32 protein-coding genes are annotated in these 25,505 nt (G+C 39.2%); 23 read left to right on the forward strand and 9 right to left on the reverse strand.

The annotated features are described in order from the left end of the window. Positions 1-43: 43 nt before the first annotated feature. From HCN_RS03575 to HCN_RS03620, 12 genes are all read left to right on the forward strand, one after another. Entirely contained in the window at positions 44-1,252 is a 1,209-nt protein-coding gene (locus tag HCN_RS03575) for an HD domain-containing protein (protein ID WP_014666569.1), read from the forward strand. Between the two features lie 242 nt (positions 1,253-1,494). Next, the gene (locus HCN_RS03580; RefSeq protein WP_014666570.1) at positions 1,495-2,370 is read left to right on the forward strand and encodes a glycosyltransferase family 2 protein; all 876 of its coding nucleotides are present in this window, start codon (positions 1,495-1,497) and stop codon (positions 2,368-2,370) included. Beyond that, on the forward strand, positions 2,327-2,473 hold the full coding sequence (locus tag HCN_RS11880; protein WP_231997596.1) for a glycosyl transferase family 2: 147 nt from the start codon (positions 2,327-2,329) through the stop codon (positions 2,471-2,473). Before HCN_RS03580 ends, HCN_RS11880 begins: the two co-directional genes overlap by 44 nt. Before the next feature lie 474 nt (positions 2,474-2,947). Then, complete coding sequence (locus tag HCN_RS03585) at positions 2,948-3,505, forward strand: glycosyltransferase family 2 protein (protein WP_014666572.1); 558 nt, start codon at positions 2,948-2,950, stop codon at positions 3,503-3,505. Positions 3,506-4,109: 604 nt separating this feature from the next. Continuing rightward, on the forward strand, positions 4,110-4,736 hold the full coding sequence (locus HCN_RS12570; RefSeq protein WP_372449645.1) for a methyl-accepting chemotaxis protein: 627 nt from the start codon (positions 4,110-4,112) through the stop codon (positions 4,734-4,736). Further along, positions 4,737-5,381 (forward strand): hypothetical protein, encoded by a 645-nt coding sequence (locus tag HCN_RS03595; protein ID WP_014666573.1) that lies wholly within the window; start codon positions 4,737-4,739, stop codon positions 5,379-5,381. Then, entirely contained in the window at positions 5,374-5,592 is a 219-nt protein-coding gene (locus HCN_RS03600; protein ID WP_041309496.1) for a hypothetical protein, read from the forward strand. The genes HCN_RS03595 and HCN_RS03600 overlap by 8 nt, the downstream gene beginning before the upstream one ends. A 53-nt stretch (positions 5,593-5,645) precedes the next feature. Beyond that, entirely contained in the window at positions 5,646-6,041 is a 396-nt protein-coding gene (locus tag HCN_RS11885) for a hypothetical protein (protein WP_014666575.1), read from the forward strand. Between the two features lie 76 nt (positions 6,042-6,117). Beyond that, entirely contained in the window at positions 6,118-7,308 is a 1,191-nt protein-coding gene (locus HCN_RS03605; protein ID WP_014666576.1) for a hypothetical protein, read from the forward strand. Positions 7,309-7,407: 99 nt separating this feature from the next. Continuing rightward, positions 7,408-7,809: a GtrA family protein gene (locus HCN_RS03610; RefSeq protein WP_014666577.1), complete on the forward strand. Its 402-nt coding sequence runs from the start codon at positions 7,408-7,410 to the stop codon at positions 7,807-7,809. 1 nt (position 7,810) lies between these two features. Then, a complete protein-coding gene (gene kdsB, locus HCN_RS03615; RefSeq protein WP_014666578.1) occupies positions 7,811-8,539 on the forward strand; it encodes a 3-deoxy-manno-octulosonate cytidylyltransferase in 729 nt (242 codons plus the stop codon). Positions 8,540-8,554: 15 nt separating this feature from the next. Beyond that, positions 8,555-9,988 (forward strand): MATE family efflux transporter, encoded by a 1,434-nt coding sequence (locus tag HCN_RS03620; protein WP_014666579.1) that lies wholly within the window; start codon positions 8,555-8,557, stop codon positions 9,986-9,988. 72 nt (positions 9,989-10,060) lie between these two features. Here the strand turns inward: HCN_RS03620 and HCN_RS03625 are convergent, their stop codons facing one another. Next, complete coding sequence (locus tag HCN_RS03625; RefSeq protein WP_014666580.1) at positions 10,061-10,633, reverse strand: Crp/Fnr family transcriptional regulator; 573 nt, start codon at positions 10,631-10,633, stop codon at positions 10,061-10,063. Positions 10,634-10,740: 107 nt separating this feature from the next. On the opposite strand from HCN_RS03625, the gene HCN_RS03630 reads away from it, so the two are divergent. The 3 genes from HCN_RS03630 to HCN_RS03640 are packed head-to-tail and all read left to right on the forward strand — an operon-like array spanning position 10,741 to position 12,557. Continuing rightward, positions 10,741-11,178: a hypothetical protein gene (locus HCN_RS03630; protein ID WP_002956941.1), complete on the forward strand. Its 438-nt coding sequence runs from the start codon at positions 10,741-10,743 to the stop codon at positions 11,176-11,178. 25 nt (positions 11,179-11,203) lie between these two features. Further along, the gene (locus tag HCN_RS03635; RefSeq protein WP_002956940.1) at positions 11,204-11,608 is read left to right on the forward strand and encodes a group III truncated hemoglobin; all 405 of its coding nucleotides are present in this window, start codon (positions 11,204-11,206) and stop codon (positions 11,606-11,608) included. Continuing rightward, entirely contained in the window at positions 11,553-12,557 is a 1,005-nt protein-coding gene (locus HCN_RS03640; RefSeq protein ID WP_230197923.1) for an alpha/beta hydrolase, read from the forward strand. The genes HCN_RS03635 and HCN_RS03640 overlap by 56 nt, the downstream gene beginning before the upstream one ends. Here the strand turns inward: HCN_RS03640 and HCN_RS03645 are convergent. From HCN_RS03645 to napA, 7 genes are all read right to left on the reverse strand, one after another. Continuing rightward, positions 12,554-13,225 carry a YiiX/YebB-like N1pC/P60 family cysteine hydrolase gene (locus HCN_RS03645; protein WP_014666582.1) on the reverse strand — a complete coding sequence of 224 codons (672 nt, stop codon included), beginning with the start codon at positions 13,223-13,225 and terminating at the stop codon, positions 12,554-12,556. The genes HCN_RS03640 and HCN_RS03645 overlap by 4 nt on opposite strands. Before the next feature lie 69 nt (positions 13,226-13,294). Further along, positions 13,295-13,654, reverse strand: a complete 360-nt coding sequence (locus tag HCN_RS03650) for a chaperone NapD (RefSeq protein ID WP_014666583.1) — start codon at positions 13,652-13,654, stop codon at positions 13,295-13,297. A gap of 1 nt (position 13,655) precedes the next feature. Then, on the reverse strand, positions 13,656-14,681 hold the full coding sequence (locus HCN_RS03655; RefSeq protein WP_232501875.1) for a WD40 repeat domain-containing protein: 1,026 nt from the start codon (positions 14,679-14,681) through the stop codon (positions 13,656-13,658). A gap of 14 nt (positions 14,682-14,695) precedes the next feature. Continuing rightward, a complete protein-coding gene (locus HCN_RS03660; RefSeq protein ID WP_002956934.1) occupies positions 14,696-15,235 on the reverse strand; it encodes a nitrate reductase cytochrome c-type subunit in 540 nt (179 codons plus the stop codon). After that, the gene (gene napH, locus HCN_RS03665) at positions 15,232-16,161 is read right to left on the reverse strand and encodes a quinol dehydrogenase ferredoxin subunit NapH (protein ID WP_002956933.1); all 930 of its coding nucleotides are present in this window, start codon (positions 16,159-16,161) and stop codon (positions 15,232-15,234) included. The genes HCN_RS03660 and napH overlap by 4 nt, the downstream gene beginning before the upstream one ends. Next, positions 16,161-16,982: a ferredoxin-type protein NapG gene (gene napG / locus HCN_RS03670; RefSeq protein WP_002956932.1), complete on the reverse strand. Its 822-nt coding sequence runs from the start codon at positions 16,980-16,982 to the stop codon at positions 16,161-16,163. Before napG ends, napH begins: the two co-directional genes overlap by 1 nt. A 9-nt stretch (positions 16,983-16,991) precedes the next feature. Then, the gene (gene napA / locus HCN_RS03675) at positions 16,992-19,805 is read right to left on the reverse strand and encodes a nitrate reductase catalytic subunit NapA (RefSeq protein ID WP_014667541.1); all 2,814 of its coding nucleotides are present in this window, start codon (positions 19,803-19,805) and stop codon (positions 16,992-16,994) included. A gap of 254 nt (positions 19,806-20,059) precedes the next feature. Here napA and HCN_RS03680 point away from each other — a divergent pair, with 254 nt between their 5' ends. From HCN_RS03680 to HCN_RS03715, 8 genes are all read left to right on the forward strand, one after another. Further along, positions 20,060-20,725, forward strand: a complete 666-nt coding sequence (locus HCN_RS03680; RefSeq protein WP_014666584.1) for an HAD family hydrolase — start codon at positions 20,060-20,062, stop codon at positions 20,723-20,725. Positions 20,726-20,875: 150 nt separating this feature from the next. Beyond that, entirely contained in the window at positions 20,876-21,364 is a 489-nt protein-coding gene (gene greA, locus HCN_RS03685) for a transcription elongation factor GreA (protein ID WP_041309500.1), read from the forward strand. A 3-nt stretch (positions 21,365-21,367) separates the two neighbouring features. Beyond that, entirely contained in the window at positions 21,368-21,811 is a 444-nt protein-coding gene (gene dut / locus HCN_RS03690) for a dUTP diphosphatase (protein WP_002956928.1), read from the forward strand. Between the two features lie 24 nt (positions 21,812-21,835). Continuing rightward, positions 21,836-22,549, forward strand: a complete 714-nt coding sequence (locus HCN_RS03695) for a tetratricopeptide repeat protein (RefSeq protein WP_014666586.1) — start codon at positions 21,836-21,838, stop codon at positions 22,547-22,549. An 8-nt stretch (positions 22,550-22,557) separates the two neighbouring features. After that, on the forward strand, positions 22,558-23,559 hold the full coding sequence (locus tag HCN_RS03700; protein ID WP_014666587.1) for a hypothetical protein: 1,002 nt from the start codon (positions 22,558-22,560) through the stop codon (positions 23,557-23,559). Further along, positions 23,559-24,179, forward strand: coding sequence for a type III pantothenate kinase (locus HCN_RS03705; RefSeq protein WP_002956925.1), 621 nt, complete (start codon positions 23,559-23,561; stop codon positions 24,177-24,179). Before HCN_RS03700 ends, HCN_RS03705 begins: the two co-directional genes overlap by 1 nt. 30 nt (positions 24,180-24,209) lie before the next feature. Beyond that, positions 24,210-24,818: an ATP phosphoribosyltransferase gene (gene hisG / locus HCN_RS03710; RefSeq protein WP_014666588.1), complete on the forward strand. Its 609-nt coding sequence runs from the start codon at positions 24,210-24,212 to the stop codon at positions 24,816-24,818. Between the two features lie 18 nt (positions 24,819-24,836). After that, complete coding sequence (locus tag HCN_RS03715) at positions 24,837-25,172, forward strand: hypothetical protein (protein ID WP_014666589.1); 336 nt, start codon at positions 24,837-24,839, stop codon at positions 25,170-25,172. A gap of 108 nt (positions 25,173-25,280) precedes the next feature. Here the strand turns inward: HCN_RS03715 and HCN_RS03720 are convergent, their stop codons facing one another. Then, on the reverse strand, positions 25,281-25,472 hold the full coding sequence (locus HCN_RS03720; RefSeq protein WP_002956922.1) for a hypothetical protein: 192 nt from the start codon (positions 25,470-25,472) through the stop codon (positions 25,281-25,283). Between the last annotated feature and the right edge of the window lie 33 nt (positions 25,473-25,505).

Genomic DNA, 25,505 nt, shown 5'->3' on the forward strand with positions numbered 1-25,505 from the left:
AGTGATTCTAAATAGGCTAGATTCTAAAAATTAAGGAGCGTTTATGTCTTGTGATATGCCAAAGCCCCCAAGATTAAGCCCGGAGCTATTAAAAAAGATTTTTGTCGCAGCAAGTATCCGCCGATGGAATGACCACGCCACGCCTGTGGAGTTTGTAGAGCTTGATAAACAAGCCCATAAAATCGTTATTGCTTATCTTTTGGCAAAGTATGAAGAGTATGTGCGTGGGGTGCGTATAGATTGGGAAGCGTTGATTTTGCAGTTTTGCTTTGAGTTTTTTGAACGCATTGTGCTAACGGACATTAAACCCCCTGTGTTTCATAAGCTCCAAGCCCATCACAATAAGGAGCTTGTGAATTTTGTCTGCAATCAGCTAGAATCTGAACTGGGTATGTATGAGTTTTTCCCACAAATGAGAGAATATCTCACAAGTAATAAAAGCAATATTGAAGGGCAGATTCTAAAAGCTTCTCACTACTATGCGTCTAAATGGGAGTTTGATATTATTTATCATTTTAATCCCTATATGTATGATGTCCAAAATATCCGCAATATCATTAACAAGCAAGTAGAGGAGCATTATCATCTAGCGGGTATGCAGCAGATTATGCTTTATGAAAATGTAAGAGAGCTTGTAACGATGTTTGGACAGTTAAGATTCCAAAAGCGATGGAGTCAAACGCCTAGAATCCCAGCGACTTCTGTGCTAGGGCATACGCTTATTGTGGCGTTGAGTGCGTATTTGGTAAGCTTTGATATAGGCTGTTGCAAGCAAATGCGGATTAATCACTTTTTGTGCGGATTATTCCACGATTTGCCAGAGATTCTAACGCGTGATATTATCTCGCCTATTAAGCGAAGTGTGAAGGGGCTTGATGAGTTTATCAAAAAGATAGAAGAAGAGGCGGTGAATGAGAAGATTCTAGCCATTGTGCCGCCAAATATACAAGAAGATATAAGCTATTTTACGCAAAATGAGTTTAGCAATCGCTATAAGATAGAGCATTTTTGCTATACCGCTGATAGTGAAAGCCTAATGCAGACTTATAATAGAGATGAGTTTAATGGCGTGTATGGCGAGTTTCTAAAGATTTTTGATAACTTAAGCGCATATTTAGAAGCAAAGATTTCCATAAGCCACGGCATTTCAAGCGATGATTTGGTAAATGGTGCAAAGGGGATTTATGATAGATGTGCGGATAAAGTGATATGTGGCGTTGATGTGGGCAAACTCTTTAGGGATTTTGCGTAGGGTTTGTGGTGAGTTTGGTTTATTATGTGTGGCTTGTGTAAGTGGAATCTAAGAAATATGTAAGTCAAAATGTTCTAAAATCTTGGGCTTTAACAAAGAATATCAATTTTAACAAAAGGCTTAAAATGCGAGGATATGAGAATAAGCTGTTGAGTTTATATTGCCCCCCCCCCCCCCGTTAAAAGTATAATTAATACCTTACTTGCAAAGAAGACGACGCAGATTTTCCACAAGGCAGAGCGATGAAGCTTTGCATTGTAATCCCCGCTCACAATGAAGAGGCGGTGCTAGAGCATACGCACAAAGAATTATGTAAGGTGCTTCACGCCCTTATGGATAAAGGCGAGATTTCACGCAATAGCTTTTTGTGCTTTGTTGATGATGGGAGTAGGGATAGGACTTGGGATATTTTATGCTCTTTAAGTATAGATTCTAAAAACACAGAATCCAAAAGCACGGATTCTAAGCAGAGAATTACTACTAAAGCCTTAAAACTCTCACGCAACTGCGGACATCAAAACGCCCTTTTAGCAGGGCTAGAATATGTGGCGGATAAATGCGATTGTGCTATCAGTATAGATTGTGATTTGCAAGATGATATTAGTGTATTTGATGAGTTTGTAGCAAAGGCGAAAATGGGGGCTGAAGTCATTTTAGGCGTAAGAAAATCGCGGCAGAAAGATAGCTTTTTTAAAAAGCATACCGCAATTGGTTTTTATAGACTTATGGAGATTATGGGCGTAAAAATCACTTATAATCACGCTGATTATAGATTACTCTCAAATAGGGCTATTCAAGCACTTTTGAGATTTAGTGAAGTAAATCTATTTTTGCGTGGCATTGTGCCTTTGCTAGGCTTTCAAACGGCAGTAGTAGAGTATGATAGGCTAGAGCGTTTTGCTGGGGAGTCAAAGTATCCTTTAGGCAAAATGCTATCTTTCGCGTGGAATGGCATAACAAGCTTTAGTGTCGTGCCTTTAAGGCTTGTGAGTGTGCTAGGCATTGTGTTTTTTATACTTTCCATTACGCTTGGTTGTTACGCTCTTTTTGTGAAGCTTTTTACCGAATGGTGTGGTGTATGGCTGGGCTTCTACGATTATTCCCTTATGCTTTTTTAGTGGGATTCAGCTTTTAAGTCTTGGGATTATTGGCGAGTATGTCGGCAAGATTTATGCAGAATCTAAGCGGCGACCGCGATATTTTGTTGAAGAGATTGTGTAAGTTCTAGATTCTGCGTTGTCTCTTTTGCAGGTTTGGACTAGTGCTTTGCACGAGTGGCTAAAATCGCGGATTCTGCATTCGCCAACTGCAGCACTTACTTCTAGTAAGCTTCTTGTTGGCTCATTTGGTGCAGACGAAGTCAAACCCGGCTAACGCAAAAACCACGATTTTATCTCAAAGATACTTCCGCAGGGCGTTTTGAAATGTGCTAAATTCTCAATCATTTGGGTGGGGGTGCGGAGTTTAGGGTGTAATTTTAGGGCGTTTTGGAGTTTTTAGAATCTAGAATCTTGTCATTTTGAGCCTTTGAAAAAAAGGCGAAAAATCTTGTTTAGATTCTACATTAGATACTTCGCCTAAAGGCTCAGTATGACAAGGATTAGATTTTAGATTCCATAAAAAGCAATAAACTTTCCTTAAAGGTATTTAAAGTATAATCCCGCCTTAATGATTTTTTAAGATTAAAGGGTGTGAATGGCAAAGCTTTCAGTTGTCGTGCCTTGCTACAATGAGGCTAAAAATATTATGGCATTTTATACAAGTATGCTAGAAGTATTTACCGCCATAGTTTGCCATCACGCCCATACAAATTTTGAACTCGTCTTTGTCAATGATGGAAGCAAAGATGAAACACTTTTGACACTGCGAAATTTAGAAAATCAAATCTTATCATCATTTGCCCCCCCCCCCCCAGTTAAAATTTCAATCTCTATTGTTGATTTTTCGCGTAATTTTGGTAAGGAAGCGGCGATGTATGCGGGGCTACAAACAAGCAGTGGGGATTGTGTAGTGATTATTGATGCGGATTTACAAGATCCGCCTTTGATGATTGTTGAGATGTTTGATAAATGGTGTAATGATGAAGCGGATATAGTGTATGCAAGGAGGGTTTCGCGTAAAGGGGAAGGATTCTTGCGTGCGAGACTAAGCGAGGGTTTTTATGTCTTAAGCAATTTTATTTCTGATGTGCGTTTGGAATCTGGTGTATTAATAATCCTACTTGGTTTCTCTATCACAATATTCCCTGTCTAAAGAGTAAAAAGAAAAACCATTAGATTTTATGCACTTACATTAAGATTCTAACGCTAGAATTACGCACTTTTTTAAAAAGGATATTATCATGTTTAAATCACTCTATTTTCGTATGCGAATTATTCACATTCTAGGTATCATCATACTCGCAACCAATGCCTTGCTCTTTACTGAGAATCTCATAGGGCAAATTGTGCAATTTGTCATCGTGGTCGCACTTATCATACACGATATCGATGAAAAGACTTGGGGTGTGAATATGACAAAAATCATTGCTAAGGAATTAAAATCTATCACACTAGCTTCAAAAATCAAGGTCAATACTTCATATAGCACAGAAAATGGTAAGATTCTCGCACTTATCGATGATTTTAAGGCGCGTATACAAGCCGTAGTAAAAACTATACATGAAAAAGTCAAAAGTGGTCAAACAGATATCAACGGACTTGGCAATATCGTAGATTCTCTTGAAAGCCTCTCACAAGATATGAATGCTATCGTAGAATCCACAAACACAAAAGCAGTTTCTACAAGTACGCTTTTGCAAACTTTTAACGAAGAAATTTTGCAAACCAAATCCGAGCAAGAATCGATGTTTGCTGCTATGCAAGAAATTAGAGCACTCCTTAAAGATGTATATAATTTGGTAGAAAATATCTTTAGCCAAAATGCCAATCTCATCTCGCACTTTGAATCTCTAGAAAACAATACCAATACAATTATCAATATCGTTGAAACCGTGCGCTCTATTGCTGATCAAACAAATCTTTTAGCACTTAATGCCGCTATTGAGGCTGCAAGAGCGGGAGAGCATGGAAGAGGCTTTGCTGTGGTAGCTGATGAAGTAAGAAAACTAGCAGAAAATACCCAACATAGCCTTGGTGAAATCGATAGTAATGTCAAAGCAATGACTCAAGATGTCAATGAAAGCAAACAAATCATCATAGAAAATAAAGAAAATGTAGAAAGTCTGCTTTCACGCACCAACGATGTAAACACCAAGATTGATACTTTTGAGGATATCTTTAATGAAAGCTTTGAAACTACCCAAAAGCTTATCGATCATAGCGATGTGATGAGCAAAGATCTCACAATCATCAACGAAGATATGAAAAAAATCCTAGATTTTGCCAAACATAATCTCACAACCTCTCAAAATGTGCATGGCATATCTTTATCTATCCAAAATAGCTTTGGGGAGCTCAAAAAAAGCGTAGAAAATCTCGCATAAATGAGCTTAAGTTTATGTGTGCTACTTAGTCCCGGACACGCAAAAAGGGCAGCATTGTTTAAATCTTGGGGTGGATTCTATACCTTAAGCGATATTTGGGCTATGAGCTTGGAAGAGAAGTTGCGACTTGTAAATGATAGATATACAGGGTTTACAACCGCTTCTTTGCTTTTCTTTATTATTCCATCATTATTGTTTGTTTTGAATTGTAGCTATTTTAAGAGTAAGAAACTATGGGGTATAGGTGTATTGCTGTGTGTCATTGCTATAAGTGTTGTTGTTAAGAATCATAAAAGATTTTTATCCGATTTTAAAGAGAATTATGGTGGGTTGTTGTATTTTTCTGTGCTTTTTGTTTTATTGTTAGCGGCGGTGTGGTTTTATCGTAGAGAACATAATGAATCTATGAAGAGGCTGTTTATAAAAATCTTATTGCTTTTTGTGTTGTTTTGTGTGTTTGTTGGCACAACGATACAGGTGGGGATTCCCGATAGGGCAGGGCTTATGTTTATTTTAATCACTGCAATAATGGTGGCATTTGTATATCAGCATTGGAGTGCGATGAATGAGAGTGGAGCTAAGAAATGTAATAAGTGGATTTTTGCCCTTTTATATGGATATGGCTTGTTTGTGTTGAGTGCATAATATTGATGGGCGGCTAAAGTGGGAGAGAATGCTAGATTCTATACAGGAGCAAAAAATGCAGGGCAAGGAAGAGATTGTGGTGAGTGCTAAAACATTTCAGTCTTTTTATCGTAAATATGGTGATTGGGGAAATCCGGGAGAAGATCCAAGCGTATGTCCAAACACAACTTACGCTCATTATTATGGAGTTAAATCTTTTGTAGCAAAATAAGCTCCCCCAAACGAATAGCTTAAAAGAATTAAATCTCAAATAAAGGAGTAAAAATGAGTAAAATTTTGACACAAAAAAGTGTGAGTGTGCTATTTTGGGGCTTTGTATGTGTGTATGCTTTTTTGGTGGCGTATAATGCTGATTTTAGCGTGATTGATGATCACACATTGCTATCAACACTTTTTGTTGGGAAAGATATTCCTTTGTTTATTATTCCAGATATTGGGAGATTTTTCCCACTTGATGGGCAGGAGTTAAATATTTTATCAGCAGTTTTTGGCGTTAAGGCAAGTGTGTTTTATATGTTTAATGCGTTGTGTGTGTTTGTGGTTGTTTTGTGTTTGCAATATGCTTTAAGGGTATTTTTACAAGAGATTGCTTATAGCGAATCTCTTGCTTCATCAGTTTCTACCCCCCCCCCCCCCGTTAAATCATTCTCTATCCGTTAAAATAAATCTCATCTACTTTGTTTTATTCCTTTTGCTAGTATCTCCAGCCTTTAGCACTTCGTGGCTTAGGCTATTTGTGCCAGAGCGTATGGAGTTTGTATTTTTGAGTATATTTTTGATGTGCTATGCGTATGTTTTGAAGCATAAACAAGCAATTTTTGCCCTTATATGTGGCATTATAAGTGCTAATATTGCGTTGTATTATAAAGAGACTGCGTTTGCTATGATAGGAGCTTTTGCCTTTGTGATGTTGGTATGTGGGTATAGAAATTTTAGCGTTCAAATTAGAATCTTTAACCTAGTTTTGCTTTTAAGCTCCATAGTGTGGCTTGTGGTGTATTATTATGTGGTTTTGCTCAATAAGCAAGGCGATGGATTCTATGGGGAAACGCCCTATAATGCCCTATTGATGATTGGAAAAACGCTTTTTTCAGGCTTTTTGAATGAGCCTTTTTTGTATGGCGTGGTGTTTGTGGGATTGCTGCATAGAAACTATATGGTATTTGTGAAAAAATCAGCATTTAATCCCCTGCTAGATAGTAGTGTAGTCGCAAGTGCCATTTTGTTACTTGAATATATTGTGCTAAGGCTAGGCAGTTTGCATTATCCACTGCTAGCATATATTTTTGCTCTTGTTGTCATTGGCTATTTTCTTGGAAAGTGGCGATGGCATAGAGTTGGGAAAGTGTTTTTGTGGTTTATTAGCATTATTTTTATAAGCAACACTCTTTTTATGTTTATATATTATTTTGCTCACTATAAGTTTGTGCCAGTGAATTTTCAATCAACACTTGGTTTTGTTAGTCAATACACACAGGAAAATCCACACACAAGAATCTACCTTGAAGGAGTGGATAGGGCAAGTAATGTGGAGGTGTACCATAGCTTTGGTGCGTGGCTTTTGCACTATAAGGCAGAGGATTTTGACTTAATGAGTGATAGGGCGGTAGATGAGCGATTCTACCGAGAGGAAAATACAAAGGCTCAATGGAGTGTATTTAAAAACAATGAGATTGTGCCAAAAAGAAGTGGAGATATTGTCATTATCACACCTTTTTCTGCTGAGATTCTAAATATAGATAGTTTAACCCAGCAATATGAGCTATTGTTTGTCGCAGACTATGGCTATAATGTGCCACTTCTAGGGCTTAAATCCTTTTTGAAAAACGCATTTGTTTGGTTTGGAATCACAAAAGATAACGATATGATTCTAGGGCAAAATATATATGGTCTGCCTTTGCATTTTTATGTAATGCGTGTGCGTTAGTTTCTCATAGTGTGCTGTTAAATCCATTGTGGCACAATTCGCCCATTATATGTGCTTAAAATTACACGATTAGAACTACACAATGGGCGGAATAGTGGAATGGATACAATCAAAGACATATATCAAAAAAGCATAAAATATCTTGCTGTGGGGGTGGTAAATACCCTTGTGGGCTATGGTGTGATATTTGCTCTTATGTGGGGTGGGCTAATGCCTGAACTAGCAAATATTGTGGGTTATGGTGTTGGCTTTATTGTCTCTTACTTATTAAATAAACGCTATACTTTTGCTTCCCCTGCTTCGCATAAAAAGGATTTGCCCCGCTTTGGGTTTGCTATGGGGTTAGCTTATATCGCCCAGCTTGGCAGTATGAGTGCTTTGCATCGCGCGTTAGAGATGAATCCTTATCTTGCGACTATTATAGGTAGTGGCGTGTATGTTATGGTGGGGTTTTTTGTAAGTAGAAATTGGGCGTTTGTGAGCCATAAAAAAGGAGAATAGAATGATTGTCATTCCGGCACGATTAGAATCTACGCGTTTTCCGCAAAAGGTGCTTTGTGATTTGGGTGGGCTGCCTATGGTGGTGCGGACAGCATTAAACGCGGGGGCGGTTGATGAAGTGGTTGTAGCTTGTGATGATGAGCAAATAGAATCTGCGTGTAAAAAGCATAATATCCCTTGTGTGCTAACAAGCAAAGAGCATACTAGTGGCACAGATAGATGTGCAGAAGCGGTAAAAAAGCTAGGCATAGCAAAAGATGAGATAGTGATAAATGTTCAGGCAGATGAGCCATTTTTAGAACACAGCGTGATTAGGACATTGCAGAATCTAATAAAAGAACAACAGCCCTTTATGGCAAGTCTTGCTAAGGTGATTGATGAAAAGCAAATCACAGATTCAAATCTTGTCAAAGTCGTGTGTAATGTTAAAGATGAGGCGATTTACTTCTCTCGCTCTGCTATTCCATTTTGTAGAGATGGGGCATGTGAAGCGTTGCAAAATACGCCATATTTAGGGCATTTAGGGCTTTATGGGTTTTTTGCTAAAACTTTAGAGGAGTTTTGCTCCATGCCAAAAAGTCCGCTAGAAGAGATAGAAAAGCTAGAGCAACTTCGTGCGATATATCATAAAAAAAGCATTGCAATGGCGGTTGTGCAGACACAAAGCGTGGGGATTGACACGCTTGAAGACTATAAAAAAGCATTGCAATATTTGGCACATAATGAGTGATAGCTAAGGGCAAAAATGAGCGTAGCAAGTGTGGATTCAAACCAAAATAATGTAAAGCACAATGATTTAAATTCAAAGGATTCAAGCACAAATGAAAAAGTAGATATGCGTAATGATTCTATTTACAAGCTTTTTTTCTACTTTTTTATCCCAAATCTTTGTGCGATGTTGGCTCTCTCTACATATTCTACTATTGATGGAATCTTTGTGGGTAAAAAGCTGGGTGAAGATGCTTTGGCGGCTATTGGGCTATGTTGGCCTGTGTTTCCTGTGCTTATCGCATTTGAGTTGCTTTTTGGTATGGGGGCGGCGGCTATTGCGGCGTATTTTTTAGGCAAGGGGCAGGATCATCGTGCTAGGCTAATGTTTAGCTCTGTTTTTTATTTTGCGTTAATCAGTTCTGTGTGTATTGGAATCTTGCTCTTTGTGTATGCAAGGGAGGTAGGCATTGCTCTTGGGGCGAGTGGAGATGTGCTAGATTATGTTGTGGAATATTTGCAGGTTATTTTTCTAGGTGCGGCAATTATTATCCTGCACCCATTGCTTGATGTATTTGTGATTAATGATAAACGACCTATCCTTGCGATGATGGCGATGATTATCGGCTCGGTTTCAAATATCATTTTAAATTATATTTTTCTTTTTGTGTGGGAATGGGGTATGTTTGGTTCAGCTCTGGCGACAGCTTTGGGACACGGGCTTGGTATGGGCATACTCTTAACGCATTTTGTGAGAAAAAAGGGGCGAATCTATCTTGTAAAACGCTTTAGCTTTAATGCTGTGTTAGCTTCAGCAAAAAATGGAATCCCACAAAGTATATCCGAACTAAGCGTAGCGGTGGTTATTGTGATGTTTAATCATACGCTTGTATCCCTTGCGGTGAATGAAAGTGTAAAAGTAAGCTATTTGGCTATTTATAGCATTGTGATGTATGTGGGCGTGGTGTGCTTTACGATTTTACTTTCCTGTGCGCAAGGGGTGCAGCCTGTGGTGAGCTATAACTATGGGGCAAAGCAAATGGGGCGTGTCAAGCAAGTCTATGCCTTTGGCGTGGGCTTTGCTACATTGATTGGAATCTTGGTGTATGTGGTGTTTTTATTAATAGATTCTTATCTTGTGAAGTTATTTTTGAAAAGCGGACAGGAGGGGATTTTAGAGCCTACTCTTGAAGCGATGAAGGTGTATTATGTGGGATATATTTTCCTTGGGCTAAATATTGTGAGTTCTATATTTTTTCAGTCTATTCAACGCCCTAGAAACTCATTTGTCATCACACTTTCTTATAATCTCATTTTTATTATTCCTTTGCTTTTTGTATTATCGCATTTGTATGGGGTGGCTGGTGTGTGGGCGTCTTATCCGCTTTCGCTGATTTGCTCAAGCGTTGTGGTGGTGGGCGTGGTGCTGTATGAGTATCGCTATGGGGTGTTTAAGGATTCTAAAACTTAAAACTTTCTATTTTTTCATAGAATCTAAAACCTTGATTTAGCTTTGCATTTTAAAATAAAGAATAAAAGTAGCCTAGAGTAGTGTAACCTTACCCTTATGCGTAGTGAGTATGCCCTGTGCCTTTAGGGTTTTTAGGGTGCGGGATAGGGATTCTGGTGCGATATTTAGGGCGTTTGCAATGTGTCGTTGGGTGAGTGTGTGGAGGCTGTCTTTGTTGTGTGAGAGATAGCCTAGGACTTTTTCTTGCAAGCTTTGATTTTGCAGGGTAATGTGAGATTCTAGAATCTCTATCTTTTTGCATAGTGAAGTGATAAAAAGTAGGCAAATCTCGCTATTCCCCAAACAATGCGTATGGAAACTCTCTTGGCTTATAGTGATAATCTCACATATTGAAGCACATTCTGCATTTGCTGGGCAGGGGCTTTGCATAAAAAAGGGCATTTCAGCGATAAACTGCGGCGATGAAAGCGTATGTAATGTCAGCTGATTACTTGAGATATGCTCTTTTGTCTTATAAAGTCTCACCTTGCCGCTAAGAAGCAGGTATAAATGCGTAGGCATAGCACCTTGCAGGAATAAAATCTCGCCATTTTGATATGTGCGTTTATTGCCCATTTGTGTCATAATATGAAAAAGCTCTTGCATATATAATCCTTTAAAAATAGAGAATCTTAACATATATCAATGTTTTCTTGTGTAATTTTGTCTAGCATTGCATCGAGATTCTATTATCATTGATGAAAGGATACATAATGGAAGCAATTTATCCGTATATGCTTACACTGCATTTGCTTTGTGCGATTATATTTTTGGGATTTATTTTTACTGATGTGGTGCTACTTAGTCCGCTGAAAAAGGTACTTGGCGAAGAGTTGGCAGATAAGATATTTAGTATTATCTCAAAGCGGGGTGTGAAGATAATGCCCCTTTGTCTGCTTTTGTTGCTGCTTAGTGGTGGGGCGATGATAAGCCGCTATGTAGGCACAACACAAGGATTTTTTGACTCGCCCTTGCAGATGCTATTGATGATAAAAGTTGTGTTGGCGTTGTGTATCATGTGTATGGTGATTGTGTCTTTGTCGTGTAAGTTTTTGGGACTAAAAAATCCATTGGCAAAGAGCATTCATAAGGTGGCTTTGGTGCTTGGCTTTTTCATCGTGGTGTTAGCAAAAATGGCATTTTATATGTGAAGTTAATTTTTAAAAAGGAGCGAATATGCAGGAAAAATTTGATGTGATAAGTGAAGATTCTATTATGAGGCTTATGGAGATTTTTTATAATAAGGTGCGTTTTGATAAGCGTGGGCTAGGCGATGTGTTTAATGCGAAGATTGGCAGTGATGATATGGCGTGGGAGAAGCATAAGGCAAAGATTGCGACATTTTGGCAGGGTATGCTTTTAAATAGTGGTGATTATAGCGGGCACCCTTTGAAAGCTCATCTTGACTTGCCCCCTTTTCCTAGGGAGCTTTTTGCTGTGTGGTTGGAGCTTTTTAAGCAAAGTTTAGAATCTGTGTATGCAAAAGATGAGCATATTGTAATGATTATGGAAAGGGCAGAGATGATTGCTAAGCGATTTATGTTTATGCTGTATGAGAGTGGGTATATGGAGCGTGGATAGGATTGTGTATAGAATCTTATCTTTTATCATATTATTTTATATAAGTATGTGGGCAAAGCCTAGTGGAGTGATTGAGCCATTAAATACAGAAGTGGCAGAGCTTTTTGAGATTAAGACTTTTTGCGTGAGTGGTAATGGAAGGAAAAAAGCTAAAGAGTTTATGTCAAATTCTTTGTGTGGGGAAGTGGAGCAACTAGATTCTATAAAAGAACTTCAACATCGGTGGTTTCAAATCCACATTGCTCTGCCGAAAATAAAAAGCGATACACAAAGCGTATTTTATACTCTTGATGGCAATGTATTTTTTCCTATGATTCTCAATTTTGTAAGTGCTGATATTGATATGTATGATAAGCTTCCTCTTATTGTAGCTATTGGACACGATAGTCCTTTGGCATTTGATAGGGTGTTGCGAAGCTATGATTATTTGCCTTCTATGCCAAGAGATTCTGCTCTTATGCAAAGGGTTGATGAAACCGGTGGGGCAGATCAGTTTTTGGACTTTATAACAAGTCAGGTTTTGCCTTTTATAGCGGAACAATATGGGACTCCTAAGAAACAATTACTTTTTGGCCATTCTTTTGGGGGTGTGTTTGTTTTAAATACATTATTTAATCAAAAAGGTGGTTTTACTCATTATGCGAGTGCTTCTCCTTCATTATGGATTGATAAAGGACAGCTTGTTAAGAATAATGTGAGAAATTCCACAGAATACTTGAATGCAAAATTGTTTTTAACATACGGAAGCTTAGAGAGACATACTCAAAAAACTACACAAACTAATCAAGTGTTTCAAGCTCAAGATTTGGATATTGATGAGATTGTGGAGATGTTAAAGATTCAAATTCCCAACAGGGTAAATTATCAAGAATTTGCTAATCAAACCCACGGTAGCTCAATTCCTTACGCACTGAAATGGAGTTTATACGAATTTATGAAACAAGATTAGGACTTATTTACCCGCATAAGCACCTTGTCTCGTGCCATATCGTTTGGGTTTGTGCCTAGCTCACCTTGCGGAATAGGCTTTTGCAATTTCTTAAAAAGTTCTTTCCAATATTGTGGCAGACTGCCATCGGGTGCGTAAAAATTCATAGGCTTTGCACTGAAAATATGCTGCCCCTTGGTATCTAAAAACGCCTCATACACAAGCTCACTGCAATACATTGCACCATTATTTGCTGTGTAGGTAAAGTCATAAGGCTCCCCTAAGTGTTTTTCTGCGCGTTTGATACTTGCTTGTATATCCACATTTTTAGCCACTTTTGGAGTGAGACGCATAATATCAAAAAGCGGATTCTCTTTTAAAAATATTTCAAGCTTTTTGCGAACTACTCCTTGCTTTGGCTCTGCCTCTAGCACCGAATCTGAGTATAAATCAAAGATTCCTATATGTGTATAGCTCACTTCATCTTTTTGCGTAGCTTGGCTAATGGCTTTGTCAAAGGCAGACTCTGAAGTTTTGATAAAGATTAAATCTCCGTGCTGTAAGTCTAGCTTTTTTGCTAAAGGAGAGGGGGCAGGGCTACTCACGCTAATATTGCCATTAGAGTTTGCTAGGCAGGTAAGGGAGAGTAGCATAAGACTTACAATAATTTTTAGCAGAAAACAATTCATTATATTCCTTTGTATTTGGGATAAAATCTAGGATAGAAAGGGTAGATTCTAGCATATTTGGCATTAGCTTTATTTTTTACTTTTCCCCATAAGATGTGCGATTGAACCTGAATAGGCTATATTTTCAGCCGAAATTGAATCATCATTTAAAAACTCAACCACACCATCTTGCTGGGATACAAGCTGTGCGTTTAGCTCATCTTCTTGGTAGGTGTAGTGCATATTAGCATTAATCACGCCGGGCAAAGATTCTAAATGCTTGTTGATAGCCACTTCTTCTTGTGTGCTTGTAGCTTCAAGCACGACTATGATTTGAGATGAAGTCTCATCTTCTAGGTAGATTTCACAGCCTTGCACTTCTAAAATCGCTTCTTTCACAGAGCTAAAGGCGGGTTGTGTTGTTTTAATCACAATGCTTGAAATATTCATTTTACACTCCTAAATGCCAAATCATAAAATGCTTATCATCACTGCCAACAATCAATGTCTGCTCATCATAGAAAATAAGCGTATTAATGAGCGAGGTTGCACCTTTGAGTGTGAAAAGCTCCTGTTTTGTGACAAGATTTATAATCGCAATGTCGTTTTGCTCATTTTTGCTATATGCTCCAAGTGTTCCATTTGGGGAGATTCCAACCGAATAGATAAGAAAATCACTCTCAATCTTTGTGGCATTTTGTAAGGTAAAGGGGGTATGCGTATCTGTCTTAAAAGTGTAAATTGCCATTCTCCTATCCACACTTGCTGTAAGGATTGTATTTTTTGCGGATACGATTTGGTAGTTATTGTCCTTATTAATCATATCAAGGCGTTTTAGAATCTTGCCACTAGCAATGTCAATGACATTCACAATGCCAGATTCATCAGTGCTAAAAACAAAAGGCACATTCACGCATAAATCCGAAAAACCTGCAAGGCTAGGGTGAGCCTTATAAATAAAAGTTTTGCTTTTTAAATCAAAAAGTCCAATTTCATTACTCAAAAACCCAATAACTAATTTATCTTTATCAAAAGCCACGATGCGTTTGGGTGAAGTGCTTGTTTGTAATATAGTCGTTATTTTCTGCGGAGATTGCAAGGATAACTCTAGAATCTGCTTTGTGCCTTTGCTACCTTCTGCTAGGATAAAAAGTGTTTTGCCATCAAAAGTCGTTATATCATATACACGCGGTGCGTGGGAGTTACCAAAATAATCTTGTATGGGCGGCAGAGTGAGATTCTGAATCTTGTGAGCTTTTTTAGATTGAAGTGCAAAAATATCAATCTTACCCCCAGCATTCCCCACAAAAATCATATTCCCAAATGTGCTGATATGGGTAAGAATCTCATCTATTTGTATAATTTGAGCATTTTTATTTGTAAGCTTAGTAGGCTCTGCTTGTAAGGCTTGAGTAAAAAAAACAAGCCCCACAGATAAGCCAAATCGCAGAAAAATATGCCAATATGAAGCAAACATACAAAGACACATTGTTACTTGACGCCCTCATTTAGCACATCAAGCAGATTTGATGAATTTTTGCTTTCAATATTGCGAAAATCAGGTGTAAAGGTGTTTGCAACTGCGGGATTGATATTTGCCTGTGGTGTGTGGCAAAGTACGCAGTTAAAACGAGCGTGAGAGACCTGCCCCAAATCTTTATTTGTGCGTAAGTCGTGTGTGTGTGAAGTGGGGACTGCCACAGCACCTACATCAGCGGCTATGGCTGGATCGTGGCAGGCTAAACATTGATTATTATCCTGCGTGATAGGCAACATATCCTCAACATTATGCGGAATCATAGGCGGTGCATTCTCATAAGAGCGTTCAATCTTTGTGCTTTCCCCCGCCTCTAGTTTAGAATACTCATATTCTGGCAACTTCACATCTTTTTCATCTTGTAAATCCACCTTACGCAAACCAATCTCTGTGTCTGTAAGAGCTTCACCTTTTTGTGTCTCTTGTGAATCTGAACACGCAAAGAACGCCAATCCAAGCAATCCTACCATTAAACCTTGAAGCCATTTTTTCATTTTTTCTCCTTTTGTGTGAAATGTAAAATACTAAAATGCAACGCATTATCATCGCACGCCTCAATACATCTTCCGCAACGCAAACAAGTCATTGTTTTTAAGTTTCCATCTTGTTTGCCAATGGGCTTTAGCACCTCTGGTTCAGGGCAAACTCGCACACATTCCATACACTTTGTGCAGTTTGAAAGTGTGTGTTTGACACGCAAAAGTGCGAATTTACCAAGCAAAGAATACATCGCCCCAAGCGGACAGATATGTCCACAAAAACCATTTTTTAGCACAAATAAGTCAAAGCAAAACACAGCCAACACAGCAAAAATGCCAAATCCCATACCAAAAACCACACCACGATGTAGCATAGAAATCGGGCTAATAAGCTCAAAAGCAGCCACGCCAAATAAGGCACTTAGTAATAATCCTAGCCCCAAAATCACAAAACGCGTTGAGCGTGAGATAAAAAGTTTGCGTTGAGCGGTGTTAAACCCAAGCTTATCACGCAGGAAGTTTGCAAAATCGGTTACAAGATTAATCGGGCAGACAAATGCACAATACACCCTGCCTAAAAATATCCCATAAATAGCTGCCACAAGCAATGCCCCAAGCAACACATCAAGGGCTAATCCACCACCAGCTAGAAAAATTTGCATAACGCTTAAAGGATCGGTTAGACTAAAGATTCCACCAAACCAGCTAGAATGGCTAAGATTACCCTGCACGATATGGCTAAAGATACTTGGCTCTTTAGCAAGGACAGAGCTAGAATTACCCATTAGAGATTCTATATTGCCTCCAAAAATACCCACTTCCTGCTTGTATTGCACATTTTTAAGCGTGGCAATAGAGTAGTTTCCTAAGATAAAAAGCACGAGAATGCTCACTTGGCAAATGCGTCTTAGTAGCAGATATTTGATTTTTGCAAACTTCATTATATGTCTCCATCATTGAGATAATCTAGGCTACCACTTGCTTTTTGCTTTTTGTCTTTTTGCTCTTTGATTTCAAAAAGACGATTTTCATCAGCTTTATCCCAGCCTTTTATGTAGTTTGTCCCCATTTTGCCTAGAGCCACACTGCGAGGCAAGACAATAATAGTTGGAAGCTCTGTTACACAAGCTTTTTCACACATTCCACAGCCTGTGCAGTAATCACTATCCACCACAGGAAGTAAGAATCCGTGTTTGCCTGTGCGTTCATTGCGTTTGTATTCAAGATTAATTGCTTTATCAAGCAAGGGACACGCACGATAGCACGCATCACATTGAATCCCAGCATACGCCACGCAATGTTTAGAATCTACAATCGCCACGCCCATTGTCGCATTATTAATATCAGGCTCTTTGTATTCTAAAGCGTTTGCTTCTTGTTTTTTTGGCTGATATAAACGCTTTAAGTCCAAAGCATCAGTGGGACAAGCCTCCGTGCAAGGAATATCTCTACACATATAGCAAGGCACTTTTCGTGGTTGAAAAAAAGGTGTGCCAAGCGTGGTATCATCATTTGGTGTAGCAAGTCTAAGCGTATAAAATGGACAAGCTTCTACACAAAGCCCACATTTAATACAGCTTGCGATAAACTCCGCATCATTTTTACTTGCCCCCGGAGGACGCAAAATATTCCCATTACCAGCTTTTGCGACATTCACATACGCACCCCATACAAACGCACCAAATAGGGCAAAACCTGCATTTTGTCCTATTTTAATTAAGGCTTGTCTCCTTTTGGGATTGCTTGGTTGCTGTGTATTCACTTAGAATCCTTATGCCTTATAGATTTTTACCGCACATTTTTTAAAGTCTGTCTGCTTTGAAATGGGGCAAGTCGCGTCAAGACATACCTTATTGATGAATACATTTTCATCAAACCAAGGCACATAGATAAGCCCCTTTGGAGGACGATTCCTACCGCGTAAGTCAAGTTTTGCCTTGACTTTACCACGGCGAGATTCTACCCATACGATTTGATTTTGTGCGAGATTTTGCTTAGCCGCATCATCTGGGTGCATATAGCAAAGTGCTTCAGGCACAGCACGATAGAGTTCAGGCACACGCATAGTCATCGTGCCAGAATGCCAATGCTCTAGCACACGCCCAGTGCAAAGCCAAAGTGGATAATCTTTATCAGGCATTTCGCAAGGATCCATATAAGGGCGAAGGAAAATCTTTGCCTTATTATCAATACTTACTTTTGCATCGCTTGGGGCATTGAGTGAGCCAGATGGCATACTCTTATCTTTATTACCATAGAATGCAAATGCCTTGCCATTACCGAGTTTTTGAGCGTAGAAGTCGTATTTAGCGTTAAATCTCCATTGTGTTTCTTTGCCATTAACAACAGGCCAACGCAATCCTCTCACACGATGATAAGTGTCAAAATCAGCTAAATCGTGAGCGTGTCCTAAGCCAAATTGGCGATACTCTTCCCAAAGGTATTTGTGGATAAAAAATCCATAGCCCTTAAAGTCTTCATCATTACCATCTTTAATAGCACGATTATCCCCAAACACTTCAGTGTTTAGCCCATTTTTAAGCAAAGGATCATTGATGCTAAAGCCCTTTGCATTTTTATTTGCAAAAAGCACATCATAGAGCGTATCACTCTCTTTATGCCCCATAGCTTTAGCAGATTCTAAAACAGGCTTAAGCTCAAGGTTAGCATACTCTTTGCCCCATACTTCAGCAAGTGTGAATCGTTTAGCAAATTCCGTCATTTGCCAAATATCAGGCATAGCCTCACCCGGAGCTATAACTTGCTGTTTCCAGTGCTGTGTGCGTCTCTCTGCATTCCCATAAGAACCCCATTTTTCATAAATCATTGCCGTTGGCAAAATAAGATCGGCTACCTTTGCACTCACGCCTGGATAGCATTCACTCACAACAATAAAGTTATCAAGCTCTCTAGCTGCGGCAATCCAGTGATTAGCATTGGCTGTGTTTTGCCAAGGATTATTCACTTGCACCCACGCCCATTTAATCTTGCCATCTTCTAAATCCCGCATAATTTTAAGATAAGGTGAACCTACCTTGCCATTAAGCGTTCCGCTTGGGAGATTCCAAATTTTTTCAGTGATTTCACGATGTTTTGGATTAGCAACAACCATATCCGCAGGTAGCCTATGAGTAAATGTCCCAACTTCACGAGCCGTGCCACACGCACTTGGCTGTCCTGTGAGTGAGAAAGCACCACTACCGGGTTTGGCTTGTTTGCCTAAAAGCATATGCACCATATAGCTTTGTTCATTGACCCAAGTGCCTCTTTGGTGTTGATTCATACCCATTGTCCAAAAGCTCACAATCTTGCGATTTTTATCAATGTAATAATCCGCTAAGGTTTGAAGTTTTTTCTTATAAGATTCTATATCTTCATCAGGATTGCCTTTTGAGAGTTTTGCTACAAAATCAAGGCTATAAGGCTCTAAGCCTTTTTTGAAGTCTTCAAAGCTAATACCCCAGTGGTTTCCAGCCGCATCCGCCTTATCCATTTTCATAGTATCTCCGGCTTTGATTCCAAGATATTGTAAGGTAACACCTTCTTCTTCGCTCACCACTTTTGATACTTCTTTAGCGACAATGTCTTTTTCTTCAGCTTTAAACCTAGCGTGATTTGGGTTATTTCTCATACCATAGCCGATATTGACAAAGCCGGTGCTAAAGACGCAGTTTTCTTTGACAAATGTAGAATCTACGGCGTTGCGATTAATAATCTCGCGTGCGATGTAGTTCCAAATCGCTAAATCTGTATGTGGCTTAAAGATGATTTCCATATCTGCTAAATCCGAAGTTCTATTCGCAAAAGTTGAGAGATTAATCACCTTGACATTGCTATTGCTTAGCTTTCTATCGCTCACACGACTCCAAAGCACAGGGTGCATTTCTGCCATATTTGCCCCCCAAGTAACGATAGTATCGGTTAGTTCAATATCATCATAACAGCCAGCAGGCTCATCAATCCCAAAAGTTTCTATAAAGCCCACAACCGCACTTGCCATACAATGTCGTGCATTTGGGTCAATATTATTACTTCTAAAGCCGCCTTTGACAAGTTTTACCGCAGCATAACCTTCTTGAATCGTATATTGCCCAGAGCCAAAGACTGCCACACCCGTTGGTCCAAGCTCGTTGTAAGCTTTTTTAAACTGCTTTTCCATTTCATCAAAAGCACGCTTCCAGCTCACCGGTGCAAACTTACCTTTTTTATCAAACTCACCATTGCTATTCACACGCAAAAGAGGTTTTGTAAGTCTATCTGCTCCATACATAATCTTGGCACAGAAATAGCCCTTAATGCAGTTTAGCCCTCTATTTACAGGAGCTTCTGGGTCGCCTTTGACAGCCACGATTTTGGCTTGTCCGCTACTATCTTTTTGGGTAGCGACCATAATGCCACAGCCTGTTCCACAGAATCTACATACCGCTTTATCCCATTTCCAAAGTTTTTGTGCATTTTGTGCCTCTGCACTCATTGCACTAGGGATACTTAGCCCCACACTTGCTGCTGCTGAAGCTGCTGCCGCACTTTTGATAAACTCTCGGCGTGAAAGTGTGGGCTTATGCTCTTGCATTTTCTTTGTCATAAAACCTCCTTAAACAATGTTGTTTGACATTTGGGGAATCCAAATGTTTGAGGCAAGATTCTAAACTTAGATTCTCATTTTACTACTTGATGAAAGTCAATGTGAGTTAATAAAAATTTTACTTTTAATCACTCTATCTTTATACTTATAAATATATTTCTATTTAGCAATGTGTGCAGAATCTTTGACATAATAGATAAGCTTGATTTGTAAAATCCCTTACAATACATATTTTCGCTGTTTAAGGAATAAAGATGAAAAAAGAATATATCGTGCTTTTTGATTTAGATGGGACGCTTGTAGATTCTACACAGGCTATTTATGCGAGTTTCTCTCAAGCCTATCTAGCGATGAATGACACGCCTCCAAGCCTAGAGCAAGTCAAATTGGGCATAGGACATACTTTAGAATCTATGTTTTTACAAAATGGTGTCAAAAAGCAAAGTGTAGATGAGTATGTGAAGCATTATAGAGTGGCGTATCGTGGGCTAATGGAGCAAGGCACTCATCTACTGCCTAACGCAAAAGAAGCCATAATCTTAGCCCATAGTTTTGCGACACTTGGCGTGGTAACGACAAAGCGGGGGGATTTTTCCCAAATTCTGCTTGATAAGCTTGGCGTGTGGGAGTATTTTAGCGGTATTGTTGGTATAGAATCTGTGAGTAGCCCAAAGCCCCACGCAGAGCCGATACTTAAAGTTTTGGAAATGTTGGATAAGGATAAGGAGATTCAAAGAGATAGAATCTATATGATAGGTGATACAATCCTTGATATACAAGCGGCAAAAAATGCTAAGATTCAGGCTGTTGGGGTGCTGTGTGGCTTTGGCAAAAAGGAAGCAATGCAAGAATCTCAAGCACCTTTATGTGAAAACACACTTGAAGCAGTAGAGTGGATTAGGCAAAAGGCTTTATCTTAAGTTGTAGGGTTTAATTTATATTTATTTAACGAAGTTTGGCTATGATTTTGCTTTTTTAAATATTTTCAAAACATTTTCAAAAGGGCGTTATAGCCAAAATGTAAAATAAAAAATACAAAGAAAATAGAATCTTAAATTGTGGGGAAAATAATGGCAGAACCAATGACAAACTATGGCTATGAAAAGCTCTGTGCGGAGCTAAAGAATCTCAAAGAAGTGGAGCGTCCAAAGATTGTGGTAGAAATAGATGTAGCACGCTCTCACGGAGACTTGAAAGAAAACGCAGAATACCACGCCGCAAGGGAGAAACAAGCCTTTATTGAAGCTAGGATTAATGAGCTAGGGCTTATGCTCTCACAAGCGCAAGTGATTGATCCTGCGAGTTTAAAGCACGATAAGGTGAGCTTTGGCTCAAGTGTGAAGATTCTAAACCTTGATACCGATAAGGAGTTTGTCTATACGCTTGTAGGCTCAATGGAGAGCAACCCATCTAAAGGGCTAATTTCGGTTTCTTCGCCTATTGCCAAGGCGTTAATGGGAAAAAAGCAGGGCGATGAGGTGAGCATTATGCTACCTAGTGGAGAAAATGAATTTGAGATTTTAGAAGTGTTTTATAAAGAGATTGTGTTTGGGGATTAGGCTATGAAACAGGCTCGTATTAAGATTAAAAAACTCCATAAGGACGCGGAGATTCCAAAGTATCAAAGTGTAGAGGCGGCTGGATTTGATTTGCATTCCATTGATGAGATTGTGTTGAAAGCTGGGGATAGGGCGGTAGTCAGCACAGGCTTAGCCTTTGAGATAGAATCTGGCTTTGAAGTGCAGGTGCGTCCTAGAAGTGGCTTGGCGTTAAAAAATGGCATAAGTGTGCTAAATACGCCCGGCACGATTGATAGCGATTATCGCGGGGAGATTAAAGTGATTTTAGTCAATCACTCGCAGGAGGATTTTATCATACGCAAGGGCGATAGAATCGCACAAGGTGTGATCAATGAGATAACTCAAGCAGTCTTTGCTGAAGTGGAAAAGCTAAGTGAAAGTCAAAGGGGAGAATCTGGCTTTGGCTCTTCAGGTGTTAGCAAATAAATTGATAGAAATAAAAGGAGTTTTATGAGTTTGCAGTCTAATTTAAAGGGCGTAAAAGAAGAATTTAAAAGTGATGAGAAGCTACTAGAAAATGCGTTTCGCTTGGAGATTTTATGGAGGCGGTATCGCAAGTATGTGTATGTGGCTGTGGTTTGCGGAGCTGTGGGACTAGGCTGGTTTGGTATAAGCTCGTATATACAGGCTCAAAAAGCACAAGAAGCAAGTGCGGCGTATGCGGTGCTTATGCAGGATTCAGAAAATAAAGAGGCTTTAGAATCTTTACAAAAAGCAAGTCCAAATCTCTATGATATGTATATGTATTTTAACGCTAATGGCGATAAGGCAAACTATGAGAAGTTGGCAAACTCACAAAATAAGCTTATTAAAAATCTTGCTAAATACGAAATGGCTACTTTGAATCTAAGTGAAAAAATCCAAGATAAAGACACCATAAAAAATACGGATTTTACAGGGGAGTTTAAGTCTTTAGAAAATGTGGAATACAAGGCATTAAGGGATTTAGCGATTTTGCAAGAAGCTTATGTGTTATTTCAACAAGATAAGATTGCTGAAGCTCATCAAAAGCTAATGCTTATTGCTGAAAATTCGCCTTTTGCCGCAGAAGCGATGATATTGAAGCATTATGGGCTTGAAGATTCGGCTAAAAATGCCCTAGATTCACAATCTCAAGTCGCAAATACAGAATCTCAAGCCACAGATTCACAGCCTAAGCCCTAAGGATTTGTATGAAAAAGTTTTTTTTGTTGGTGTGTGTTTGTAGCCTTGCTATCTTTGCTGGGTGTAGCTCTAAAAAGCATTTTGAGCCAAAGCTCATAAGTGGCAAAATGGAGTTTAAAGACAAGCTAAGTTTGCCCATACAAAGCGTTTCAAGGCAGGGAGCTATTTTAAAGGATAATACGCTTATTACTTTGGAAAATGGTATAACGCCCATTGTGCTAGAAAAGGGTTATAGGTTTTTGGCACAAGATGGGGATAGTTATGCGATACAAAAGCAATGCGATGAGATTCTTATTGTGCGGAATGGAAATGAGAATCTCCATAAAGTGCCTTTTAGCTCCTGTGTGCTAACTGCGAGTTTAAAGGGCGATAAGTTGGCTATGGTGCTTATTGACAACACGCTTGTGTATTATGACATAGCCAAGCAAAAAGAGATTTTTTCGCAAAAATACCCAAATGTCAGTGCGATAAACTCTTACCTTGCTTCACCTTTAATGAACGATTCGTATGTGATTTATCCGGATTTGGAGGGTAAGATTCTTATTTATAGTATCGCTCAAAATAAGATTGTTAAGGATATTTTAGTCAGTAGCGATAAGTTTTTTAATAATGTCATTTATCTTCACGCAAAGGGTGAATACCTGCTTGGGGCGACAGCAAAGCGTGTGAGTGCGATTATCAATGATAAGAGCTTTAAGTATGATGTGGATTTGCGTGATGTGAAGTTTTATAATGATAAAGTGTATGTGCTAGGCATTGATGGGGAGATTTTGGAGCTTGATCATACTTTGAAGCTGTTGCGTAAGGTGCGATTGCCTTTTGCTGTGCTAAGTGGGATTGTCATACAAAATGACACGCTTTATACGCTTGAAAAGGGTGGCTATGTGATAGCTTTAAGTCTCAAAGACTTTGCACCATTAGTGTATAAAAGCAATCTTTCCAAGAAAAAAAGCCTTTTTTACACCAAGGATAGTATATTCTACGATAAGGTTTATAAAAGGTTTGAGTAATGCTATTGTGCGATGTGGGGAATACTTTTTTACATTTCTATCATAATGGTAAGATTTGGAAAGAAAAGCCCTATGCCCTAAGCAAGAAAAAAGAGAATCTGCCTATATATTATATCAGTGTCAATGAACGCTTTGAGCGATGTTTGCTTGCTTCGCACCCATATTGTGTGAATATTGGCGAGTATATTGAGATAGAGAGCGAGTATAAGGGGCTAGGCGTAGATAGGCGTGCAGCGTGTAAGGCAGTGCAAGATGGCGTGATAATTGATGCGGGAAGTGCCATTACTGCGGATATTATGCAAAATGGAATCCACCTTGGCGGCTACATTATGCCCGGACTTGGTGCGTATAGAAAAATGTGTGCTGATATCTCCCCTGTGCTTGATATAAAAATAGAGCCAAGTGTGAATCTCTCCGCCCTACCGCAAAATACAAGTGATGCGTTAAGCTTTGGGGCGATAAAAAGTGTGATTTTAATGATAAAAAACACCACTCGCACAAAAAAGATATTTTTCACAGGGGGCGATGGCAAGTTTTTTGCACGATTTTTTGAAAATGCCATTTATGATAATACGCTTGTGTTTAAGGGTATGCAAAAAGCCCTGCAAAAGCATATCTAGCAGAATCTAAGGAAATCTAAGGGGGCCAAAATGATAAAAGTCGCTTTGCCAAAAGGTCGCATTGCTAAGGAAAGCTTAGCATTGTTTGAGCGGTTGTATGGGGCGGGATTTGCCTTTGATGATAGGAAGCTGATTTTAGAGCATACGGACTTTACCTTTATGCTTGTAAGAAGCCAAGATGTGCCTACTTATGTGGCTCATAGGGCGGCAGATGTGGGGATTGTAGGGCTTGATGTGATAGAAGAGCAACAGCTTGAAGTCATAAAGCTTTTGAATCTGCAAATTGGGCGGTGCAAGGTTGTCGTAGGCTCTCCTTGTGGAAAAAGCCTTGATCTTCAAAAGCCACAGCTAAAAATCGCTACAAAAATGCCAAATATCACGCGTAAATATTTTGCTAATAAAGCCTTATCTATTGAGACACTTAAGCTCTATGGCTCCATTGAGTTAGCCCCGCTTGTTGGGCTAAGTGATGCTATTGTGGATATTGTGGAGACAGGTAGCACGATGAAGCAAAATAATCTTAAAATTGATGAAGTGATTATGGAATCTAGCGCGTATTTGATCGCCAATACAAATAGCTTTTATGAGAAAAAAGAGCAGATTCTAGCGTTGTATGATAATCTTAAAAGCACACTATAAGGGGGCAAAGAGAGCAAAATGAAAAAGATTCTGTTTTTATGTTTAAGCGTAGGTGTATGGGCTGGGGAATGGGAGATGTTTTTCGATGGCAAGGATACTTATATCTATTCCACAAATACAGGTGAGATTTATATCCGTCATCAAATGGGGAAGAAAAACTATGAAGATGTGTTTGTCAAAATGCCCCGTGGTATGCAACCAAATGAAGTGAGAAACCCTCGCCAAAGCTCCATATCTCAATCCCCACAAACGCCCCAAACCCCTAAAGATTCAAGTGAAGCAGAGAGACTCAAAGATATGCAGTTAAACGCGTTGAAAAAATCCCAAGATATGCTTAATGCTGCTATTGAGTAGGGCTTAGATTCTGCTATTTTGTGCTTGTGCTTTACTAAAATCTTGCTTTGCTAGAATCTTGTCATACTGAGCTGTAGGCGAAGTATCTACATTCTTTAAAATTCTTTTTTAGCTAAGGGGGAGAGGCTTGAATTGTGAAGTCGCTCTCTCCCCCTTAGCAATCCCCCACTCCGACGACACTTTCAAGGTAGGCGATTCACGCAGTGAAACGCCACCATTGATTTTATGCGTGGCAAGGGCGTGCCTTGCCACTGCGGTGGTTGCTGAATTGGCTTGAGATTCTACGGCTTTCTCCGTCATTGCGAGACTTCCGCAGGAAGTCGTGACAAAGCG

It is taken from the genome of Helicobacter cinaedi PAGU611, assembly GCF_000284635.1.
GTDB classification, from domain to species: Bacteria; Campylobacterota; Campylobacteria; order Campylobacterales; family Helicobacteraceae; genus Helicobacter_C; species Helicobacter_C cinaedi.

Bases quoted from the DNA above. Each gene is read 5' to 3' on its own strand.
- HCN_RS03575 (WP_014666569.1), top strand. From the start codon at position 44: ATGTCTTGTGATATGCCAAAGCCCCCAAGATTAAGCCCGGAGCTATTA.
- HCN_RS03580 (WP_014666570.1), top strand. From the start codon at position 1,495: ATGAAGCTTTGCATTGTAATCCCCGCTCACAATGAAGAGGCGGTGCTA.
- HCN_RS03585 (WP_014666572.1), top strand. From the start codon at position 2,948: ATGGCAAAGCTTTCAGTTGTCGTGCCTTGCTACAATGAGGCTAAAAAT.
- HCN_RS12570 (WP_372449645.1), top strand. From the start codon at position 4,110: ATGCAAGAAATTAGAGCACTCCTTAAAGATGTATATAATTTGGTAGAA.
- HCN_RS03595 (WP_014666573.1), top strand. From the start codon at position 4,737: ATGAGCTTAAGTTTATGTGTGCTACTTAGTCCCGGACACGCAAAAAGG.
- HCN_RS11885 (WP_014666575.1), top strand. From the start codon at position 5,646: ATGAGTAAAATTTTGACACAAAAAAGTGTGAGTGTGCTATTTTGGGGC.
- HCN_RS03610 (WP_014666577.1), top strand. From the start codon at position 7,408: ATGGATACAATCAAAGACATATATCAAAAAAGCATAAAATATCTTGCT.
- kdsB (WP_014666578.1), top strand. From the start codon at position 7,811: ATGATTGTCATTCCGGCACGATTAGAATCTACGCGTTTTCCGCAAAAG.
- HCN_RS03620 (WP_014666579.1), top strand. From the start codon at position 8,555: ATGAGCGTAGCAAGTGTGGATTCAAACCAAAATAATGTAAAGCACAAT.
- HCN_RS03625 (WP_014666580.1), bottom strand. From the start codon at position 10,633: ATGCAAGAGCTTTTTCATATTATGACACAAATGGGCAATAAACGCACA.
- HCN_RS03630 (WP_002956941.1), top strand. From the start codon at position 10,741: ATGGAAGCAATTTATCCGTATATGCTTACACTGCATTTGCTTTGTGCG.
- HCN_RS03635 (WP_002956940.1), top strand. From the start codon at position 11,204: ATGCAGGAAAAATTTGATGTGATAAGTGAAGATTCTATTATGAGGCTT.
- HCN_RS03645 (WP_014666582.1), bottom strand. From the start codon at position 13,225: ATGAATTGTTTTCTGCTAAAAATTATTGTAAGTCTTATGCTACTCTCC.
- HCN_RS03650 (WP_014666583.1), bottom strand. From the start codon at position 13,654: ATGAATATTTCAAGCATTGTGATTAAAACAACACAACCCGCCTTTAGC.
- HCN_RS03655 (WP_232501875.1), bottom strand. From the start codon at position 14,681: ATGTTTGCTTCATATTGGCATATTTTTCTGCGATTTGGCTTATCTGTG.
- HCN_RS03660 (WP_002956934.1), bottom strand. From the start codon at position 15,235: ATGAAAAAATGGCTTCAAGGTTTAATGGTAGGATTGCTTGGATTGGCG.
- napH (WP_002956933.1), bottom strand. From the start codon at position 16,161: ATGAAGTTTGCAAAAATCAAATATCTGCTACTAAGACGCATTTGCCAA.
- napA (WP_014667541.1), bottom strand. From the start codon at position 19,805: ATGACAAAGAAAATGCAAGAGCATAAGCCCACACTTTCACGCCGAGAG.
- HCN_RS03680 (WP_014666584.1), top strand. From the start codon at position 20,060: ATGAAAAAAGAATATATCGTGCTTTTTGATTTAGATGGGACGCTTGTA.
- greA (WP_041309500.1), top strand. From the start codon at position 20,876: ATGGCAGAACCAATGACAAACTATGGCTATGAAAAGCTCTGTGCGGAG.
- dut (WP_002956928.1), top strand. From the start codon at position 21,368: ATGAAACAGGCTCGTATTAAGATTAAAAAACTCCATAAGGACGCGGAG.
- HCN_RS03695 (WP_014666586.1), top strand. From the start codon at position 21,836: ATGAGTTTGCAGTCTAATTTAAAGGGCGTAAAAGAAGAATTTAAAAGT.
- HCN_RS03700 (WP_014666587.1), top strand. From the start codon at position 22,558: ATGAAAAAGTTTTTTTTGTTGGTGTGTGTTTGTAGCCTTGCTATCTTT.
- HCN_RS03705 (WP_002956925.1), top strand. From the start codon at position 23,559: ATGCTATTGTGCGATGTGGGGAATACTTTTTTACATTTCTATCATAAT.
- hisG (WP_014666588.1), top strand. From the start codon at position 24,210: ATGATAAAAGTCGCTTTGCCAAAAGGTCGCATTGCTAAGGAAAGCTTA.
- HCN_RS03715 (WP_014666589.1), top strand. From the start codon at position 24,837: ATGAAAAAGATTCTGTTTTTATGTTTAAGCGTAGGTGTATGGGCTGGG.
- HCN_RS03720 (WP_002956922.1), bottom strand. From the start codon at position 25,472: ATGACGGAGAAAGCCGTAGAATCTCAAGCCAATTCAGCAACCACCGCA.